The sequence below is a fragment of the Acinetobacter sp. WCHAc060042 genome (genome assembly GCF_003231195.1).
Taxonomy (GTDB): Bacteria; Pseudomonadota; Gammaproteobacteria; order Pseudomonadales; family Moraxellaceae; genus Acinetobacter.
Window position 1 is genome coordinate 1 of sequence record NZ_QKVN01000015.1, and the last position, 19,337, is coordinate 19,337.

The 19,337-nt window shown below is 41.6% G+C and carries 17 protein-coding genes; 12 read left to right on the top strand and 5 right to left on the bottom strand.

Annotated features, from left to right (window positions below; translation table 11 throughout):
* Window positions 1-41: 41 nt before the first annotated feature.
* On the bottom strand, window positions 42-893 hold the full coding sequence (locus tag DPG01_RS08055) for an SDR family oxidoreductase (RefSeq protein WP_110974730.1): 852 nt from the start codon (window positions 891-893) through the stop codon (window positions 42-44).
* 112 nt (window positions 894-1,005) lie between these two features.
* Between DPG01_RS08055 and DPG01_RS08060 the strand changes: the two genes are divergently transcribed.
* From DPG01_RS08060 to proB, 3 genes are all read left to right on the top strand, one after another.
* Window positions 1,006-1,389 carry a winged helix-turn-helix transcriptional regulator gene (locus DPG01_RS08060; RefSeq protein WP_086210870.1) on the top strand — a complete coding sequence of 128 codons (384 nt, stop codon included), beginning with the start codon at window positions 1,006-1,008 and terminating at the stop codon, window positions 1,387-1,389.
* A gap of 296 nt (window positions 1,390-1,685) precedes the next feature.
* Entirely contained in the window at window positions 1,686-2,897 is a 1,212-nt protein-coding gene (cgtA, locus tag DPG01_RS08065; protein WP_086210871.1) for an Obg family GTPase CgtA, read from the top strand.
* A gap of 26 nt (window positions 2,898-2,923) precedes the next feature.
* Window positions 2,924-4,057: a glutamate 5-kinase gene (proB, locus tag DPG01_RS08070; protein WP_005399671.1), complete on the top strand. Its 1,134-nt coding sequence runs from the start codon at window positions 2,924-2,926 to the stop codon at window positions 4,055-4,057.
* A gap of 57 nt (window positions 4,058-4,114) precedes the next feature.
* Here proB and DPG01_RS08075 read toward each other — a convergent pair whose 3' ends face one another.
* The gene (locus tag DPG01_RS08075; protein ID WP_110974731.1) at window positions 4,115-4,711 is read right to left on the bottom strand and encodes a phosphatase PAP2 family protein; all 597 of its coding nucleotides are present in this window, start codon (window positions 4,709-4,711) and stop codon (window positions 4,115-4,117) included.
* A 208-nt stretch (window positions 4,712-4,919) separates the two neighbouring features.
* Window positions 4,920-5,624 carry an SIMPL domain-containing protein gene (locus DPG01_RS08080; protein WP_086209585.1) on the bottom strand — a complete coding sequence of 235 codons (705 nt, stop codon included), beginning with the start codon at window positions 5,622-5,624 and terminating at the stop codon, window positions 4,920-4,922.
* 473 nt (window positions 5,625-6,097) lie between these two features.
* Here DPG01_RS08080 and DPG01_RS08085 point away from each other — a divergent pair, with 473 nt between their 5' ends.
* The 3 genes from DPG01_RS08085 (at window position 6,098) to DPG01_RS08095 (ending at window position 9,632) form a co-directional block, all read left to right on the top strand.
* Window positions 6,098-7,471, top strand: a complete 1,374-nt coding sequence (locus DPG01_RS08085; RefSeq protein WP_086209584.1) for a diaminobutyrate--2-oxoglutarate transaminase — start codon at window positions 6,098-6,100, stop codon at window positions 7,469-7,471.
* Window positions 7,472-7,473: 2 nt separating this feature from the next.
* Window positions 7,474-9,006 (top strand): pyridoxal phosphate-dependent decarboxylase family protein, encoded by a 1,533-nt coding sequence (locus DPG01_RS08090; RefSeq protein WP_086209583.1) that lies wholly within the window; start codon window positions 7,474-7,476, stop codon window positions 9,004-9,006.
* 272 nt (window positions 9,007-9,278) lie between these two features.
* The gene (locus DPG01_RS08095; RefSeq protein ID WP_162622329.1) at window positions 9,279-9,632 is read left to right on the top strand and encodes a hypothetical protein; all 354 of its coding nucleotides are present in this window, start codon (window positions 9,279-9,281) and stop codon (window positions 9,630-9,632) included.
* A gap of 120 nt (window positions 9,633-9,752) precedes the next feature.
* Here the strand turns inward: DPG01_RS08095 and DPG01_RS08100 are convergent, their stop codons facing one another.
* The gene (locus DPG01_RS08100) at window positions 9,753-10,805 is read right to left on the bottom strand and encodes a Rieske 2Fe-2S domain-containing protein (RefSeq protein WP_110974733.1); all 1,053 of its coding nucleotides are present in this window, start codon (window positions 10,803-10,805) and stop codon (window positions 9,753-9,755) included.
* A gap of 621 nt (window positions 10,806-11,426) precedes the next feature.
* Here DPG01_RS08100 and DPG01_RS08105 point away from each other — a divergent pair.
* The 5 genes from DPG01_RS08105 (at window position 11,427) to sohB (ending at window position 17,496) form a co-directional block, all read left to right on the top strand.
* A complete protein-coding gene (locus DPG01_RS08105; RefSeq protein WP_086209581.1) occupies window positions 11,427-12,452 on the top strand; it encodes a substrate-binding domain-containing protein in 1,026 nt (341 codons plus the stop codon).
* Window positions 12,453-12,555: 103 nt separating this feature from the next.
* Window positions 12,556-13,935: a phosphate ABC transporter permease subunit PstC gene (gene pstC / locus DPG01_RS08110; protein ID WP_110974734.1), complete on the top strand. Its 1,380-nt coding sequence runs from the start codon at window positions 12,556-12,558 to the stop codon at window positions 13,933-13,935.
* Window positions 13,935-15,323 carry a phosphate ABC transporter permease PstA gene (pstA, locus tag DPG01_RS08115; protein ID WP_110974735.1) on the top strand — a complete coding sequence of 463 codons (1,389 nt, stop codon included), beginning with the start codon at window positions 13,935-13,937 and terminating at the stop codon, window positions 15,321-15,323. The genes pstC and pstA overlap by 1 nt, the downstream gene beginning before the upstream one ends.
* 13 nt (window positions 15,324-15,336) lie before the next feature.
* Window positions 15,337-16,251: a phosphate ABC transporter ATP-binding protein PstB gene (pstB, locus tag DPG01_RS08120; RefSeq protein ID WP_110974736.1), complete on the top strand. Its 915-nt coding sequence runs from the start codon at window positions 15,337-15,339 to the stop codon at window positions 16,249-16,251.
* A 261-nt stretch (window positions 16,252-16,512) separates the two neighbouring features.
* A complete protein-coding gene (gene sohB / locus DPG01_RS08125; RefSeq protein ID WP_322873879.1) occupies window positions 16,513-17,496 on the top strand; it encodes a protease SohB in 984 nt (327 codons plus the stop codon).
* A 78-nt stretch (window positions 17,497-17,574) separates the two neighbouring features.
* Here sohB and DPG01_RS08130 read toward each other — a convergent pair whose 3' ends face one another.
* Window positions 17,575-18,786 (bottom strand): aspartate aminotransferase family protein, encoded by a 1,212-nt coding sequence (locus DPG01_RS08130; RefSeq protein ID WP_110974738.1) that lies wholly within the window; start codon window positions 18,784-18,786, stop codon window positions 17,575-17,577.
* A 162-nt stretch (window positions 18,787-18,948) separates the two neighbouring features.
* Here DPG01_RS08130 and grxD point away from each other — a divergent pair, with 162 nt between their 5' ends.
* Window positions 18,949-19,290, top strand: a complete 342-nt coding sequence (gene grxD, locus DPG01_RS08135; protein ID WP_086209575.1) for a Grx4 family monothiol glutaredoxin — start codon at window positions 18,949-18,951, stop codon at window positions 19,288-19,290.
* Window positions 19,291-19,337 lie beyond the last annotated feature (47 nt).

Below are 19,337 nucleotides of genomic sequence, written 5' to 3' on the forward strand. Positions count from 1 at the left end.
AATCATTGGTGGTGTTTTCATGTGAAAATCAAAAGGGTGGCTTAAAGTGCAGCTTTGATCGCATCTTGAATGTTCGTAGTTTTACGTCCAATCAATTGTTCTAGGTCTTGACTGTCACTATACATTGCACCTTGTATAGTTTGAATGTCTGCATCAACGATGACCTCAACTAAGCCAGCAGGTAAGCCCGCCTGAGTTAGGCCTTGAGTGTATTCTTCCGCACTTAGGTTTTGATAATTAATGGTTTTACTCGCTGCTTGACCAATCAATGTTGCAAGCTCTGAGAGGCTAAAGCTTTGTGAACCTGCTAGTTCATAGATTTGATTATCATGGCCAGTTGACGTTAAGACTTTCGCTGCAGCTTCAGCATAATCTATGCGTGATGCCGAGCTAATGCGACCATCTTGAGCTGCTCCAAAAAGCGTCCCAATTTCAATGGTGTGAGCAACACCTGCAAGGTAGTTTTCGCTATACCAGTTATTTCTTAAGAAGGTGTAGCGTAGTCCACTATCTTGAATCAGTTTTTCAGTTTCACGGTGTTCTTGGGCTAAGCCGAGTGGGGATGTATCTGCACGTAGTAAGCTAGTATAAGCAAGATAAGGAACACCGGCCACTTTTGCAGCATCAATCACTGCCTTGTGCTGAGGTGTACGGCGACCGACTTCATTTGCAGAAATGAGTAATAATTTATCTATACCTGATAAAGCAGGGACTAAAGTTTCAGGTCGGTCATAGTCAAACTCGCGCACTTCGATATTTTGTGCTGTGAGATGTGTCGCATTGGCTGGGTTTCGCACAAGCGCAACAATGTTGTTGGCCTCAGTTTGTAGTAAAAGTTTTTCTATCACAATAGAACCCAATTGGCCTGTTGCACCTGTGATTGCAATTTTCATAAGTCACCTATATTGGTTGTTTTCTGTACTTGATGGTTTTATCTTAATCTGATAACTTACTAAATGAAAGTACGTACCAAAAAGTAAGTAATAAACCAAATGGAGAGAAATGATGCACACCTATGCAACAAGCAAACTATTAGGTCAAGTTTTATCCACTGAGTGCCCATCTCGTGACATATTGGAACATCTTACGAGCAAATGGTCAGTACTGGTGTTACGTTGTTTGAGTGATGGCGTACACCGTTTTAGTGAATTGAGACAGCGTATAGAAGGAGTGAGTGAGAAAATGCTTTCCCAAACCCTTAAAACACTTGAGCAAGATGGTTTTATTTTACGGACGGTTTATCCTGTAGTTCCACCTAAAGTTGAGTATCAATTGACGATACTGGGCTCTCAAGCGGCCGAAAAAACCATGTATCTAATTGGATGGATTGAAAAAAGTTTGCCTGAGATCTTGGAAAATAAAGAGCGAGTCTCAGCTTTAAAAAAATAACTTAACAACAAAATAAGCAGAATAAATGGTTTGAATTAAGTGAGTTATAGGTTTCACAAAAAGCCATAGATTTGCTTGTAACAGAGTATATGCTGCTTAATTTATGTAAGTTGAGCATGGGATTAGGTTGATTGTTTTCAGGTACAAAACTGAAGAAAATCAAGAGAAAAAGAGCTAAATGCACGTTTTTAAGTGATTTGTCACTAAATTTCATGTTTCGCTGAATAATTCTATTCGAGAAATTTTGTAAAATATGGCAGAATATGCGGTTTTAAAGTATTTAGAGGATTGGCAGCATGCGCTTTGTTGATGAAGCAGTCATTACCGTAGAGGCTGGCGACGGTGGCAATGGCGTAGCCAGTTTTCGCCGTGAAAAATTCGTACCCTTTGGCGGGCCAGATGGTGGTGACGGTGGTCGTGGTGGTAGCGTATTTATCGAAGCTGATGATAATACCAGTACCCTTGTAGACTTTCGTTATACGCGCCGCTTTCGTGCGGAGCGAGCTAAAAATGGTCGTGGTGCAAACTGCGCTGGCCGTGGCGGTGAAGACACCGTATTAAAGGTTCCTGTAGGTACAACGATTGTTGACACTGATTCGGGTGACATTATTGGCGACTTGGTTGAAAGTGGTCAGCGTGTGCTTGTTGCAGCGGGTGGTGATGGTGGTTTGGGTAATACTCATTTTAAATCATCGACGAACCGTTCGCCGCGTAAGTGTACCCATGGTTTTAAAGGCGAATTCCGTGAAATTCGCTTAGAACTAAAAGTACTGGCAGATGTCGGCTTACTGGGTATGCCAAATGCAGGTAAATCGACTTTTATTCGTGCCGTATCAGCAGCAAAACCTAAGGTTGCAGATTATCCGTTTACTACAATGGTTCCAAACCTTGGTGTAGTCGATGCGGACAGTCACCGTTCATTTGTAATGGCAGATATTCCTGGCTTGATCGAAGGGGCGTCAGAAGGTGCGGGTCTGGGTATTCGTTTTTTAAAGCACTTGGCGCGTACGCGTATTCTGCTTCACATTGTCGATGTTCAGCCGATTGATGGTTCTGATCCAGCATACAATGCAAAAGCGATCTTGGCGGAGTTGGAGAAATTCTCTCCGACACTTTCAAAGTTACCGATCGTTTTAGTGTTAAACAAAGTTGACCAACTGGCAGATGATACGCGTGATGAATGGTGTCAGCATATCTTAGATGAAATGCAGTGGGATGGCCCTGTATTTAAAACTTCAGGTTTGATGTCTGAAGGGACAAAACCAGTTGTGTATTACCTGATGGATCAAATTGAGCAACAACGTGAACGTGAGCTTGAAGATCCAGACTATGCAGCAGAAGTGAAAGCATTCCGTGAGCAGCTTGAAGCTGAAACACGCGAACAAACGATTGCCGCTAAAGAAGCGTATCGTGAAATGCGTCGCCAACAACGTCTTGCGGGATTATTGGGTGATGATGAAGACGATGATGAAGATGATGGCGAAATGGAAGTGTACTACGTACGTTAAGCTCGTAATGAGTAACTGAGGACAAGATGATAGAAGTGGTAGATGGGCAACGTAAGCTCGAAGCTTGTAAACGAATCGTTGTTAAAATCGGATCATCTTTACTCACAGCAAATGGGCAAGGTTTAGATATAGATGCAATTTCGCATTGGGCGAAACAAATTGCAGATCTACACAATGCAGGACATGAGATTATTCTGGTGTCATCAGGAGCTGTGGCTGAAGGTATGGTTCGTATGAAGCTAGACAGCCGACCCACCGATCTACCCAGTCTTCAGGCGTGTGCTGCCATTGGTCAGATGGGCCTGATTCATACATGGTCGAGTGTGCTTGAAAAACACCATATTCAGACTGCACAAGTGTTGTTGACCCATGATGACTTGGCAGACCGTCGTCGTTACTTAAACTCATGTGATGCTTTACAGAACTTGATTGAATGGCATGTGATCCCTGTGATCAATGAAAATGACACGGTTTCGACCGATGAAATTCGCTTTGGTGACAATGACACGCTGGCCGCGATGGTTGCTGGTCAAGTGCATGCAGATTTGTTAATTATTTTGACTGATCAGCAAGGTATGTTTGACTCAGACCCACGTTCAAACCCAGACGCGAAACTGTTCCATACCGTGCGTGCTTTAGATGAAAGCTTGTTTGATATGGCTGGCGGTGGTGGTAAGTTTGGTCGTGGCGGCATGTTGACCAAAGTCCGTGCTGCACGCTTGGCTGCAAAGTCTGGCTGTCCAACGCTGATTGCCAGTGGTGAAAGTGATAATGTGCTTGCACGTTTGATGGATGGTGAAATGCTTGGGACATTGTTTATTACTGACAATGACCGCATTACGGCTCATCAACAATGGTTAGCGGCTCACTTACAAACAGCAGGTCGTTTGGTGTTGGATGATGGTGCGGTTAAGGCCATTAAAGATAATCATCGTAGTTTACTTCCAGTTGGCGTGAAAGCTGTGGAAGGGCATTTTGAGCGCGGTGACGTGGTTGAATGTGTTGATATTCAAGGCGGTCGCGTTGCAGTCGGACGTGTCAACTTTAGTTCGCGTTCTGCGGAGTTGGTCAAGGGCTTGGCGTCAGATAAAGTTCATCAAGTCCTAGGTGAAGCACGGTCACTTGAGATGATTCATCGCAACCACATGGCGATTTACTGAATAAAACGTATGAAAAAATCCTGCTCTCGAGCGGGATTTTTTGTTTTAAAGAGAAAGTTATTTGATATAGCCTTTTTGAATCAGTGGCTTAAATAAGTAAAAGTGAATGGTGAGTACCCATTGCATGATTTTCTCTTTATAGAGATTCCAAAGGGTTAAACCAAAGAAGTTTAAGGCAAAAGCCAATAGAAAAGCGCCGAGCATATCTAAAGGGAAGTGCACACCGAGATAGACACGTGACCATGCAACCAGCCAAGCCACGATCAAGAGAAAAACTCCCAGTTTGCGCTGTGCCGAGAACAGATAAGAAAAGGCAATACTGCTAAAAATCAGCATATGGTCACTCGGGAATGAACCATTAGGTGCATGGTAAATGAGAGTGCGTCCAACATCCATGACAAAAGGCCGCGGGTGATAATACACATGCGAAATACATTGGCTGATCAAAATGGCGATACTGGTAAAGATAAATGCCTTCAATATCTGCTTTTTAGTGTCATAGTTACCACGTAGCCAAAACCAAGCAAACAGTAAAATCATGCAATAGAGCAGGTCATTGGCAATGAAAATAGCAAAATGAATATTGGTATTGCTAGCTTCGGGAGATGCATTAATCCATGAAAAAAGCGATAAATTAAGTTCAGAGAGGGTCATGAAGTAGGGTGATATTTATAAAGTGCGAAAATGTGTCACAATTTTGTCATATTGTTAAAATAAAAAAGACCACAAAAATGTAGTCTTTTTTATCTGCTGCATGGATTTGAGTGAATTGGCTGTCAGCTTTAAAAGTAAAATCACGTTGCGCACTGAATTTAAAAGCTAGGTTTAATGTCGCTTTTCAAATTGCATGAGCGCTATTTCTTTATTTAAATTGAACAGTACCATTTGTATTTACGGTGATTTTAGACTCGCCACCTGCCACATCTTGCATTGGTGCTGCATCAGCCATTGCAAATTTTGCACTTTCAGCACGCATCATCACTGGACGAGGGTAATAGTTACTGGTGTTAATATTCAAGTTCACCAAGTTATAACCTGATTTGTTCCATGCTTGTGCTAAAGATTGCGCACGTTGTTGGAAGTTTTTCGATGCTTCAATAATCAGCTCATTTTCGACTTTTTTACGTTGTGCATCAGATACACTAAAACCAATAGATTGGGTTTGGAAGTTCTGTTGTAACTCACCAATCAACTGACTTGCTGCCTTAAAGTCTGTGCTTTCTAAATTAATTTCTGCACGACCACGCCATTCTTTTAGCTTTTGGTTGTCATCATTATAAATTGGGTAAGTGCTTTGAGAGCCCGTTTCGACTTTTACACTTGGGTATTTGCGTGCTAAAGCAGTGGCTTGATTCATCAACTGTGTAATTTGAGTAGCCAGTTCAGCAGGTTGCTTATTGCTGCGTTCAATGTACAACGTTGCATTCATGAGATCATTGGAAACTTGGCGTGTTGCTTCGGCCTGAACGTTGACAATATTGTAGTTTAATTGGTTATCTGACTGTGCAAAAACTGCGGAGCTAAATAAAGTGCTAAGTGCGATGGCTGGGATGAAGAATTGACGCATTTTTATTCCTTTTTTATTTACGAGGAGTTTTGCAACATTTATAAAAAGCTTAAAGCCAATTTGTGGTGAATTTGCGAAAATATTGTGGTTCGATTGTAAAAATGAGTACATATTATTTTTCAATAAAGTCTAGATATATTTAATTTTTTCAATCGCTTAATTTTCATCTAAGCTGAACTTTATTTTATTTTTTGGCAAAGTTGAAAAATAAATAAAATCATCGGGTTTTCTTTACGTTGTCACACTGTAAGATGATAATTTAAGCTATGGTTTAGGACGATCTATTTTTTTAGTAAATTTATGACAGATAATATCCAAAAGCTGTTTATTTTATTGAAAATTTCTGTATCATCCGCCTCCTAGTTATGAAGTATCTGAACACTATCTAACTAGATTTTATAAAGCGCCGAGTCAAAGGACCAAAAGTCACCCGACTTATTTCTTTCAACCCATATCAGAGATGGTAATTCGATATGAGCGTTTCTTCTGTAAACCCTGCCACTAATTCTACTAACGAATACTATTTGACTCGCCAAAGTCAGATGGAATCCAATGTTCGTAGCTATCCACGTAAATTACCGTTAGCGATAGCCAAAGCATTAGGTTGCTGGGTTACTGATGTTGAAGGTACAGAGTACCTCGATTGTTTAGCTGGGGCAGGAACATTGGCTTTGGGCCATAATCATCCTGCGGTAATTCAAAGTATCCAAGATACGCTTGCAAGCGGTCTACCATTACATACTTTGGATTTAACGACACCTTTAAAAGATGCGTTTACTGAAGCATTACTTGAGCAATTACCTGGTGGTAAAGAAGAGTATTGTTTACAGTTCTGTGGTCCATCTGGTGCAGATGGCACGGAAGCAGCAATTAAATTAGCAAAGACTTATACGGGTCGTAGTACAGTGATTAGCTTCTCTGGTGGCTACCATGGTATGACACATGGTTCGCTTGCTATGACAGGTAATTTGTCTGCTAAAAATGCTGTAAATGGTTTGATGCCAGGCGTTCAATTTATGCCGTATCCGCATGAATACCGTTGCCCACTTGGTTTAGGTGGTGAAGCGGGTGTGGATGCTTTAACGTATTTCTTTGAAAATTTCATCGAAGACGTTGAAAGTGGTGTAACCAAACCAGCTGCTGTGATTCTTGAAGCAATTCAAGGTGAAGGTGGTGTGGTAACAGCGCCAACTAAATGGTTGAAAAAAATCCGCGAAGTGACTGAAAAACACAATATCGTGTTGATTCTTGACGAAGTTCAAGCAGGCTTTGCACGTTCAGGCAAGATGTTCGCATTCGAACACGCAGGTATTGAACCTGACGTTGTTGTCATGTCTAAAGCTGTAGGTGGTAGCTTACCGCTTGCTGTACTGGGCATTAAGCGTAAGTTCGACGCATGGCAACCAGCAGGTCACACGGGTACTTTCCGTGGTAACCAATTGGCGATGGGTACTGGTCTTGCAACCATCAAAACCATCAAAGAACAAAACCTTGCGCAGAATGCGCAAGAACGTGGTGATTTCTTACAAGCTGAATTTAAAAAGCTGGCTCAAGAGTTCCCATGTATCGGTAACGTGCGTGGCCGTGGTTTGATGATTGGTGTTGAAATTGTTGATGAGCGTAAACCAGCGGATCATATGGGGTCTTTACCTGCAGATGGTCAATTGGCAGCAGCAATTCAAGCGGCATGCTTTAACAACAAGTTATTGTTAGAAAAAGGCGGTCGTAACGGTACAGTGATTCGTTTACTTTGCCCACTTATTATCACTCAAGCTGAATGTGAAGAAGTAATTGTTCGCTTTAAGAAAGCAATTGCTGAAGCACTTGTTGCAACTCGAGGCGCGTAATCATGGTTGATTTTGCAGAACACCGTAAGGCGTTACTCTGCAATGATGCTGCATCTATTGCTGACTACTCGTCAGCGATGGATCAAGCGACTAAAGCAGTTGCAGCATGGTTGCAAAACGACAAGATGTACACAGGCGGTAGCATCAAAGAGCTTCGCAGTGCGATTGCATTTAATCCTTCTAAAGAGGGTTTGGGTGTACAAAAGTCACTTGAACGTATGGTTGAGCTTTTCTTAAATAAAAGCTTAAAAGTCCATCACCCACACTCGCTTGCACATTTGCACTGTCCGACCATGGTCACCAGTCAAATTGCTGAAGTGCTGATTAATGCAACCAACCAATCAATGGACTCATGGGATCAAAGCCCTGCTGGTTCTTTGATGGAAGTACAGTTGATTGATTGGCTTCGTCAAAAAGTAGGTTATGGCGCAGGTCAAGCAGGCGTATTCACTTCTGGTGGCACACAGTCAAACTTGATGGGTGTACTGCTTGCACGTGATGCATGTATCGCGAAAAACTGGAAAGATGAAAACGGTAATCCGTGGTCTGTACAGCGTGATGGTGTGCCAGGCGATGCGATGCGTAACGTCAAAGTTATTTGTTCTGAAAATGCACACTTTTCTGTGCAAAAGAACATGGCGATGATGGGCATGGGTTTCCAATCTGTTGTGACCGTTCCTGTGAACGAAAACGCGCAGATGGATGTGGATGCACTTGAAAAAACCATGGCGCACCTTCAAGCTGAAGGTAAAATCGTGGCATGTGTGGTTGCAACTGCGGGTACAACCGATGCAGGTGCGATTGATCCACTCAAGAAAATTCGTGAAATCACCAACAAATATGGTGCGTGGATGCATATCGACGCAGCATGGGGTGGTGCTTTAATCTTATCGAACAATCACCGTGATATGTTGGATGGGATCGAGCTTTCAGACTCCATTACGCTGGATTTCCATAAGCATTACTTCCAAACCATCTCTTGTGGTGCGTTCTTGTTAAAAGATGAAGCGAACTATCGTTTCATGCACTACGAAGCTGAGTATTTAAACTCTGCTTATGACGAAGAGCATGGCGTGCCAAACTTGGTGTCTAAGTCACTTCAAACAACTCGTCGTTTTGATGCGTTGAAACTTTGGATGACTGTTGAAGCACTAGGTGAAGAGCTTTATGGTTCTATGATTGACCACGGTGTAACACTGACCCGTGACGTTGCTGATTATATCAATGCAACTGCGGGTTTAGAGATGTTGGTTGATCCACAATTTGCATCTGTATTGTTCCGTGTGGTTCCAGCAGACTACCCAGTAGAATTGCTTGATACCTTAAACCAAAACGTTGCAGATGAATTGTTTGCACGTGGTGAAGCGAATATTGGCGTTACTAAAGTAGGTCAAAATCAATCATTGAAAATGACGACTTTAAGCCCAGTTGCGACTTTAGATAACGTGAAGAACCTGCTTGGCCTTGTGCTTGCAGAAGCGGATCGTATCAAAGGTCCAATCGCAGATGGAACCTATATACCTGCAATTGCTTAAACGATTGTTTGTGTAAAAAAGGGAGCTCTCATGAGCTCCCTTTTTTACGGCATAATTTCTTTGAAAATACTATTTTAAGAAAAGATATGAATAAAAATGAATATATATTCGACTATTGGCTAAATATTGTGTAACCAATGGTGCAAGATTTCTTTGAATATAAGCATGATCTGCGAAAAGGTAGAATTGCTGCTATTGTTTTAGATCATATGTGAGATTATTGGGCAATTTATCTAAATAAAAATACGGAATGGTCTATTACAGAAAAATTGTTGAAAGAAGAAATTTATAGTATTTGTTCAGAAGTAGCATTGATCCGTGATGTTTGTAATGCAACTAAGCATGGAATACTGAGAGAATCTAAAAGCGATACAAATATTCCAAAAAGTATTCATTCTACAGAGCAAATAAAAGCAGAGCAAAATGAGGGCCTATTTGTTGATGGATTTGATGGCATGTTTGCAGAGTCGAATTTTGTTTTTATCCAGTTTGAACAAGAAATTGAAATAAATGGCGAATATGTCGGGTGTCGATTTCTACATGAAGCTATTTCTGAAGTTATGCGCTTTTGGGAAGAGGAATTAGATTGTAAAAGTCGTGCTTGCGTTTCTAGCGATCAAAAGTAGCAACATCCTATGTAGGCAGCATTGGAGGAATGTCCTATCCCCCAATGCTACCTAATAGCATGTATACAGCAAGTCAGCTAAGTTAACTCAGTCTAAGATTGAGGCATGTATTGATCACTTTTAAGCTGCAAATAATGGGCTAAATCCTTTTTTTCTGAGTAATTTTCGATACATGCTGGAACTGCGATCCGCAGGAAAATGGGCTTCAATACTCAGGTCTAATGGCAAGTATTCAGGTTTTTGGTTTTCAACAATTAGGCGGTCTTCTTCAAAGATTTTTAAGTTAAAAGCATAAGCATCTTCTACAGGTAGGTCTTTGTCATAATCACGGCAAATAGGTGCGAAAAGGCGTGTTTGGCGTGCGGACATGGGTGAAGCCGCGTTCATGATCACTTGTCGTGTCCCGTGTGGAAAATGAATGGTTAAAGTGGCTGTAAAGGGGAGATGAACCTCAAAATGCCTGAGCCACTGGAAGCCTGCTTCGCCACGTTGCACTTCTCCAATTGGATAGCGTCCTACACTGCTTATATAGTCGGCACTAAAACCATTCGCAGTTTCAGTGGTTTTATAATCAGGCACTTCAGCATCGTCTGGGTCACCAAACGTATCGGGATGTACCCATGCAAAATGCGCTACATCAATAAAGCCTTCCAGTTGACGACCTGCGAAGCATTGGATGTCTACAGGTGGACATACCAGTTGTTGAAACTCCATTTCATCCCAATGGGGCATGTCAGGAATATGGGGTATGCTGCCTATTTCTGCTTTGAGAGAGCACCACAGTAAGCCATAACGCTCTACATGCGCATAGGTTTTGAGGTTAAAGCGCTCCGATATCTTGTGTTCGGGATGGGCGGGGATGCGATTGCATTTGCCCTCATGTCCAAAGCGTAAGCCATGATAGCGGCAGACGACACCTTGTCCGTCATTCTTGCCCAAACTCAAAGGGACGCCACGATGGGGGCAGGCATCCTTTGCCACAATGATTTCATCTCCCATTTTATACATGACCAATGGCATGTCTAAAAGCAGAGTTGAAGTTGGTTGTTCCGTTAAGTCACTCACTAAAGCAATGGGATACCAGTATTCAGCCAAAATGTGCCAGTCCTGTTCCTCAAATGTCAGGTGAATAGGAAGATCTGGGTCAAAAGTACGGATTGTTTTGCTATTCATATTCATTTCTTTGCGCTGTCTTTTACAAAATATAGGACAAAGAACTGTTCTCTGAAATTTAAATTATTCGGACAAGTTTTTCTAAAAAATAGAAAGACCTGTGGTGAAGAAATAAAAAATGATGTGACTGTTAATGGTAGGGCTGTCATTTTGTCCGTCATAAATAAGATATGTGAGGGAGAAAAGAACATAAATGATGGTCTATTTTTTCAATATGGCTAAAATTTTTGTCATTTATCTGCGGTTAATTTCTGTGCTCTATGAGGGTGAATTGCTGTAGGTTTATCATTCTAGCAATAGGAGTAAAGTCTAAAATATAGAAAATTAAAAATGTACTGTATTTCTATTAATTATTGATTTTAAATATTTTTATGGATAGTTGTGGCAATGTTTCGACGCAGAATATCATTAATAATCCGTATTTCCCAAGCCGTTTAAAGCAAGTAAAAGGTGAACAAAGTGTAACGAATCATGGACAAATAAAACTAAACATCATGAAAGTGTCACAATGCTGTAACTTGCTTGTCATATTCTGAAATCAAAATGCAGTTATCCAAAAAAGTACAAGACTGAATAAAAAAGTGGCGTACTCCAAAATGTTTAATATGTGAGATAACAAATATGCGCTTAAACCATATCGCACTTGCAGTAGTTGTTTCTGGGGCAGCTGTAGCAACCACGGCAAATGCAGCTCGTGACACAATACAAATTGCTGGTTCTTCAACAGTTTTACCATATGCAAGTATTGTTGCTGAAGAGTTTGGTAATACTTTCCCACAATTTAAAGCACCAGTTGTAGGTTCAGGTGGTACTTCAGGTGGTTTAAAGCAATTCTGTAACGGTGTGGGTGATAATACAATTGATATTGCAAACGCATCTCGTAAAATTAAAGATACAGAGTTGGCTGCTTGTAAGAAAGCAGGCGTAAACCAAATTCTAGAAATCAAAGTTGGTTACGACGGTATTGTGTTTGCATCGAATGCAAACAAAGCAGCTTATAAATTACGTCCACAGCACGTATATGCAGCTTTAGCAGCTCAATTGCCATCTAACGGTAAAATGGTAGCAAACCCATATACACGTTGGAATCAAATTGACAAAAGCCTTCCAAATGAAGCCATCACTTTAGTGATTCCTGCTTCAAACCACGGTACACGTGAAGTATTCCAAGAAAAAATGGTTGATGCAGGTTGCGAAACTTACGCAGCAATCAAAGCAATGGATAAAGATGCACAAAAGAAAGCGTGTTCAACTTTCCGTAAAGATGGCAAAGTGATCGAAATTGCGGGCGACTACACTGAAACGCTTGCACGTTTAAAAACATCTCCAAATGCTGTAGGTGTGTTTGGTCTTGGTTTCTATGACCAAAACCGCGACAAGTTACGTGTAGCGACAGTAAATAATGTTGCGCCATCTGAAAAAACAATCTTGAACGGTTCATACCCAGTTTCTCGCCCACTCTTCTTCTACGTGAAAGGTGAGCACTTAAAATCAATCAAAGGCTTGAAAGAATATACTGAATACTTCATCAGCAAAAAAGTTTCAGGAAAAGGTTCAAAGCTTGAGCGTGCTGGTTTGATTCCAATGTCAGACAAAGAACGTGCAGCAGTGCTTGCGAACTTTAAAGCAGGCAAAGCCGTTAAGTAATTAGCATAGAAACAGTCAACGGTAGGCAAGTCCTACCTTTGGCTTTTTTTACTAGGATCAAGTTTTTTCAAATAATGAAAATTGAAAGAACCGTGGAGAATACATGAATCTGCTACTAATAGGTGTGTTATTGGCACTGATTGCCATAGCCTACCAAATTGGCTTAAGCAAGAGCCGTAACTTAGCAGGTAAGGGAAATAATTCTGCAAAATTACACTCGCGTCCGGGTTATTACGGTGCGTTGGTGGCTTTGTGGTGTGGTATCCCTGCTTTTTTAATTTTGATTGTTTGGAATATTGTTGAACCAAACATTTTGAATCATGTGGTGTTAAACCATGTGCCAGCACAAGTTGCTGCAACCTTAGATGCAGCAAGTACAGATGTGTTGATCAATCGTGTAGAAGCGATTGCATCAGGTTTCGGTGTAACCGATACACCAGCAGCGTATGAACTTGCTGCTGCTGAGCAACTGGCTAAGTTTCAAAGTATTGGTACATTTGCAAAAATAGCCGTGGTGATTTGTGCTGCATTAGCAGGTCTAGTGGTTGCAAAAAAACGTATTGGAACCCAATTCCGTGCACGTAACCAAGTTGAAAAGACCATCAATATTGCACTTGCATTGTGTTCGGGTGTTGCGATCCTAACGACCATCGGTATTGTCATGTCGATGTTTAGTGAAGCAATGCGATTCTTCCACTTTGTGAGTCCACTTGACTTTTTCTTCGGCACAGAATGGAATCCAGGTTTTAGTACATCTGGTAATGCAGAAGGAAGCTATGGTTTGCTGCCATTACTTTGGGGCACGCTTATGGTGAGCGGTATTGCTCTTTTGGTTGCAGTTCCTGTAGGTCTGATGATTGCTATCTACTTGGCTGAATATGCGCCTCCAAGTTTCCGTGCTTGGGCAAAACCAACCATTGAAGTTCTCGCAGGGATTCCAACCATCGTTTATGGTGTTTTTGCACTGATGGTGATTGGTCCATTCTTTAAAATGGTCGGTGAGGTGGTTGGCATTGAAATCAATACAACCAGTGCACTTACTGCAGGCTTTGTGATGGGAATCATGATCATTCCTTTTGTTTCATCACTTTCAGATGACATTATCACTCAAGTTCCGCGTGCACTGCGAGATGGTTCATTGGGGTTGGGTGCGACAAAGTCTGAAACGATCCGCCAAGTAGTATTGCCAGCAGCATTACCAGGGATTACAGGGGCATTTTTACTTGCTGTCTCACGTGCGGTTGGTGAGACCATGATTGTAGTGTTAGCAGCAGGAAACAGTCCGTTACTACATGCCAATCCATTTGAAGCAGTTTCAACAGTAACGGTAACGATTGTTAAACAACTTACGGGTGATACGGATTTTGCCAGCCCTCAAGCCTTGGTAGCATTCGCACTTGGTTTAACTTTGTTTGTAATCACTTTAGGTTTAAACATTATTGCGCTGTACATCGTGCGTAAATATCGTGAGCAATACGACTAATGACGACTTCTAATAGCACAGCAGATCAAGTTTTTGATCCACAACTTGCGGCAGAATTGCGAGAAAAGCGTAAGCAAACGATCAGTAATTCTTTGGCTAAACGTCACCGTAAAGAAAAGTTATTTCGTTTCTTGGGTTTCTCAGCGGTTATTACGGGTTTACTTTTTGTCGCACTTCTTTTCGGTAGTATTTTGTCTAAAGGTCTACCTGCTTTTTGGCAAAGTAGTATGAACCTACCTGTGTACTTTGATCCGGCTATTATTACCACTGGGGCAAAACCAGTGCAGCGTGCAGGTGAATCTCCAGCGCAGTTTGAAGAGCGTTTTATTGCTTGGCAGACTGAAGTGGGGATGGTTGATTGGGATGCGCTCATTGTGAATGCGATGATTGCAAAAGATCCAGCACTTGCAAGCAAGCGTGATGATTTAGCATCTATCTATACCAGTTCGGAGGCATATCGCTTACGAGATATGGTGATGAAGGATCCAACACTCATTGGTAAAAAAGAGGATATTAAAATCCTTGCCGATGCCAATGTGGATGTGTGGCTCGCAGGGAACATTGACCGTGCTTTACCAGATGAGCAACAACAGCTGAGCCCAGAAGTACGTCAAATTGCAGACCAAATGAAAGCTTCAGGTGTGATGGAAAATACCTTTAATACCAACATCTTTGTTAGTCCAGATTCACGTAGTTCTCCTGCAACTTCAGGTTTAGCGGGGGCATTTATGGGATCATTGTTCATGATGTTAATCGTGATCATTATTTCGATTCCAATCGGTGTGGCATCAGCGATTTACCTTGAAGAATTTGCGCCAAAGAACTGGATTACTGATGTCATTGAAGTCAACATTAACAACCTTGCAGCTGTACCATCTATTGTCTTTGGTTTACTGGGTGCTGCGATCTTTATTGGCTGGATGCATTTACCGCTTTCTGCACCCCTAGTCGGCGGTTTGGTACTGAGCTTAATGACTTTACCAACGGTGATTATTACGACACGGGCATCGTTGAAAGCAGTACCACCTTCAATTCGTCAGGCTGCATTAGGGCTTGGTGCATCGCGTGTACAAACCGTATTTCATCATGTTGTTCCATTAGCTCTACCAGGTATTATGACAGGTTCAATTATTGGTATTGCTCATGCTTTGGGTGAGACTGCACCATTATTGTTAATTGGGATGAGCGCATTCGTTGCAAGTGTACCTGCAACGCCGTTTGACCAGGCAACTGCTTTACCTGTACAAGTTTATTTATGGCAAGGGAATGAATTACGGAACTTCTTTGAAGGTCGTACTGCCGCAGCAATTATTGTCCTCCTTGCAATGATGATTGGACTCAACAGTATTGCAATTTGGTTACGTAAGAAATTTGAAGTCCGCTGGTAAGTGAGGGCAAAATATGAATACCGTTGTTAAAAACTCCTTAGATCAGGATCAGACAGTGAATCAAGAACACACTCAATTTACAAACCCAAATCCGACAAATGGTCAGCAGGGTACTTCATTTGTGTCGCAGTTCGAAACACCTGCTTCTGCTAAGAAAGATCAAGCACAAGGCCAAATCAAACTCAGCACGTCAGATGTGCATGTTTACTATGGCGAAGCTGAGGCAATTAAAGGGATTGATCTGAACATTTACGAAAATGAAGTGATTGCATTTATCGGGCCATCAGGTTGTGGTAAATCGACCTTCTTACGTACGTTGAACCGTATGAATGACACGATTGATAGCTGTCGTGTGACGGGCAAAGTGATGTTGGATAATCAAGATATCTATGACCCAAACCTCGATGTGGTATTGCTTCGCGCTCAAGTCGGTATGGTATTTCAAAAACCAAACCCATTCCCAAAGTCCATTTTTGACAACGTGGCTTATGGTCCTAAACTACACGGTTTAGCACGTGATAAGTATGACTTAGAAGAAATTGTAGAAAACAGCTTGCGTAAAGCAGGTCTTTGGGATGAAGTTAAAGATCGTCTAAACCAACCGGGCACAGGCTTGTCTGGTGGTCAGCAACAACGTTTATGTATTGCGCGTACGATTGCAGTGAGTCCTGAAGTGATTTTGATGGATGAGCCATGTTCAGCGCTTGACCCGATTGCAACAGCGAAAGTAGAAGAGCTAATTTCTGAGCTTTCAACGCAGTATACGATTGCTATTGTGACGCACTCAATGCAGCAGGCGGCACGTGTATCAGACCGTACCGCTTACTTCCATTTAGGTGACTTGATTGAAGTGAACTCAACCGAGAAAGTCTTCACTCAGCCAGATCATCAGCTAACCGAAGCCTATATTACTGGTCGTTTTGGTTAATTTGAAATATTTAAAAAAAACAGAGCCTAAGTGCTCTGTTTTTTTATGAACGAGCATTTAGTTTGCTGATTAAACAGCCATGATAATGGGCATTGTGTATTAGAGTCATAGTAGACAATAGGTGAGCAGGTGTGCTGTCTACGAGATTGACTCATCTTATAAATGATTAAATGTAAAAGATAATGCATTACAGAATAAAACAAAAAATGGCTATTGAAAAAAAATGCCATTGACCTAATCTAGGTCATATACCGATGTATTATTTTAGAGAATATAATTTCTATGTTATTTCATTTACCGAAACTTCCCGTTGAAATTCGAATTACACATTTAAACGCGCGTATTAATGAACAACGTAAAAAAATTGCGCAAACAACAGCATCTAAGCTTGAACTATTACAATTGACGCAACAGTTAGCAAAAGAGGCTCGTCACCGTAAGAAAGCTAATCAGAAAATTTATATTTTGGACTTTAAGGGGGATACCGCTGCATCTGCGGTAGAGACATTACGAGAAGAAATCACCTTGATTCTAGCGACAGCCAAAGCAGGGCGTGATCGTGTTGTGGTGCGCTTAGAGAGCCCAGGCGGTATGGTGCATGGATATGGTTTGGCTGCTGCTCAATTAGTGCGGTTACGTGATGCGGGTTTCAACCTCACTATCTGTGTCGATAAAGTTGCAGCAAGTGGCGGTTATATGATGGCATGTATCGCCAATCAGATTATTGCTGCCCCTTTTGCGGTTGTTGGTTCAATTGGTGTAGTCGCGCAAGTGCCTAACTTTAATCGTTTATTGAAAGAGCACAATATTGATTTTGAACTGTACACAGCAGGCCAATATAAACGTACAGTGACGATGTTTGGTGAAAATACAGCAGAAGGTAAGGCGAAGTTTGAAGAAGAGTTACAACAGACGCATGTGCTGTTTAAGCACTTTGTCGAAAAATACCGTCCACAACTCAATGTTGAAAAAGTGGCGACGGGTGAGCATTGGTATGGTCAAGATGCCTTAGATTTGAATTTGGTCGATCAGTTACAAACTTCAGATGCTTATCTATTAAGTTTATTGGCAGATCATGATACGTATATCATCTCAACACGTAAGAAACCAACTTTGGGTGAAAAATTAGGTTTACAGGCCGCGCAAATGGCAGATGCCTTAGTACCAGCTGTCATGAATAAAGTGATGGAAACCTTAACTAAAACCAATGCAAATTTGGTTCAAATACGTGATCCAAAACTTTAATTTTTAGTTAGCCAATTCATCTTAAAAGTCTGGTTCCAAAATGTGCCTAAAGCAATTTTAGAACCAGATTTTTTTGTCTTAAGCCAAGTAAGCTTTAATCATTTTCACTAGACGCTCAATCAATTGATCCGCCTGTTCTTTGCTAATGTTCAACGTCGGTAGTAAACGCACCACAGAACCCGCAGTGACGTTAATAATGGTGTGATATTCATCACGAGCGATGTTGACCAAGTCACCACATGCTTTTGGTAGTTCAATACCAATCATTAAACCAAAGCCACGGACAATCACATTTTGATCGGCAAGTTGCTTACGCAGTTGTTCTACGATGTAAGCGCCTTGTTCAGCTGCATTTTGTACAATGTTTTCTTTCTGCATAATGTCGATGATGGTATACACCACACGAGAAGCCAATGCTGAACCACTATATGTTGAACCGTGGTTACCTGCAGTTAGTACGCCTACACCACGACCTTGAGTCATCACTGCACCAATCGGGAAACCATTGCCTAAACCTTTGGCTGTGGTAAGTACATCGGGAATGATGTTAGTGTGTTGGTAGGCAAAGTATTCACCTGTACGGCCATTCCCTGTTTGAACTTCATCAAGCATCATCAGCCAGTTGTGTTGATTACAGATCTGACGAATCTCTTCCAAATAGCTAAAGCCTTGTGGAGCAGTATTGACTCCACCTTCGCCCTGAATTGGCTCGACAAAGATCGCGACAATGTCTGGATGATGAATTGCTGCTTCTTCAATGGCTTCAATGTCGCCGAATGGGACACGAATAAAACCTTCAACCAATGGGCCAAAGCCTTCTTGGACTTTTTTATTGCCTGTTGCTGATAGGGTCGCCATAGTACGACCATGGAAAGAGTGTTCTGCGACAATGATTTTGGGGTTGGCAATGCCTTGCATGTAACCAAATTTACGGGCAATTTTGATTGCACCCTCATTGGATTCTGCACCACTGTTTGAAAAGAATACTTCCTCCATGCCAGCAACTTCAGCAAGTTTCTGTGCGGCTGCTGTTTGCCAAGGCACTTCAAACAAATTACTGGTATGAATGAGCGTTGCAGCTTGTTCTGCAATTGCTTCTGCAATAACAGGATGTGCGTGACCTAAACCACAAACCGCAATGCCTGTTAGTGCATCGAAGTATTCAGTACCATCCGCTGTATAAAGATAAGACCCTCGGCCTCGGACAAAGCTGATCGGCTGACGGCCAAATACGGGCATCAAATGAGAGGGTTGATCAGTTTGTACAGGAGCAAGGGTAATGTTATTCATGACTAACTCTTATCTGTTAGAGGGTAAGTGAAATCCAATATTAAGCAATTATGCTTGTAGTTTTAAAGCCTAAATCTAAATAAAAGTCGAAATATTGCTTTAGGCATACTGTTTTTCTACGTTTTGGGTATAATGCGGGTTAGATTAGTTGAGGATTGATCAATGACTGAACAAGCACGCGATACCGAAGCGTTAATTCGTGACCAAATTGCAAAACACGCTGTACTTCTTTATATGAAAGGCACCCCACAGTTTCCACAATGTGGTTTCTCTGCACGTGCTGTAGAAGCGCTTAGTCAAATTGGTCGTCCGTTTGCTTATGTGAATATTCTTGAAAATCCAGATATTCGTGCTTTGTTACCACAAATTGCAAACTGGCCTACATTCCCACAGTTATGGATCAACGGTGAGTTGATCGGTGGTAGTGATATTATTTTAGACATGTTCCAAAAAGGTGAATTACAACCTTTAGTTGAACAGTATAGTCCAGCACCTGAAGCTTAATCTTCAGTTGTAAAAAAAGCGCCGTTGAGGCGCTTTTTTTGTTTGAG

What these genes read in the sequence shown, in the direction of transcription:
- DPG01_RS08055 (WP_110974730.1), bottom strand. Translation starts at nt 893, where the DNA reads ATGAAAATTGCAATCACAGGTGCAACAGGCCAATTGGGTTCTATTGTG.
- DPG01_RS08060 (WP_086210870.1), top strand. Translation starts at nt 1,006, where the DNA reads ATGCACACCTATGCAACAAGCAAACTATTAGGTCAAGTTTTATCCACT.
- cgtA (WP_086210871.1), top strand. Translation starts at nt 1,686, where the DNA reads ATGCGCTTTGTTGATGAAGCAGTCATTACCGTAGAGGCTGGCGACGGT.
- proB (WP_005399671.1), top strand. Translation starts at nt 2,924, where the DNA reads ATGATAGAAGTGGTAGATGGGCAACGTAAGCTCGAAGCTTGTAAACGA.
- DPG01_RS08075 (WP_110974731.1), bottom strand. Translation starts at nt 4,711, where the DNA reads ATGACCCTCTCTGAACTTAATTTATCGCTTTTTTCATGGATTAATGCA.
- DPG01_RS08080 (WP_086209585.1), bottom strand. Translation starts at nt 5,624, where the DNA reads ATGCGTCAATTCTTCATCCCAGCCATCGCACTTAGCACTTTATTTAGC.
- DPG01_RS08085 (WP_086209584.1), top strand. Translation starts at nt 6,098, where the DNA reads ATGAGCGTTTCTTCTGTAAACCCTGCCACTAATTCTACTAACGAATAC.
- DPG01_RS08090 (WP_086209583.1), top strand. Translation starts at nt 7,474, where the DNA reads ATGGTTGATTTTGCAGAACACCGTAAGGCGTTACTCTGCAATGATGCT.
- DPG01_RS08100 (WP_110974733.1), bottom strand. Translation starts at nt 10,805, where the DNA reads ATGAATAGCAAAACAATCCGTACTTTTGACCCAGATCTTCCTATTCAC.
- DPG01_RS08105 (WP_086209581.1), top strand. Translation starts at nt 11,427, where the DNA reads ATGCGCTTAAACCATATCGCACTTGCAGTAGTTGTTTCTGGGGCAGCT.
- pstC (WP_110974734.1), top strand. Translation starts at nt 12,556, where the DNA reads ATGAATCTGCTACTAATAGGTGTGTTATTGGCACTGATTGCCATAGCC.
- pstA (WP_110974735.1), top strand. Translation starts at nt 13,935, where the DNA reads ATGACGACTTCTAATAGCACAGCAGATCAAGTTTTTGATCCACAACTT.
- pstB (WP_110974736.1), top strand. Translation starts at nt 15,337, where the DNA reads ATGAATACCGTTGTTAAAAACTCCTTAGATCAGGATCAGACAGTGAAT.
- DPG01_RS08130 (WP_110974738.1), bottom strand. Translation starts at nt 18,786, where the DNA reads ATGAATAACATTACCCTTGCTCCTGTACAAACTGATCAACCCTCTCAT.
- grxD (WP_086209575.1), top strand. Translation starts at nt 18,949, where the DNA reads ATGACTGAACAAGCACGCGATACCGAAGCGTTAATTCGTGACCAAATT.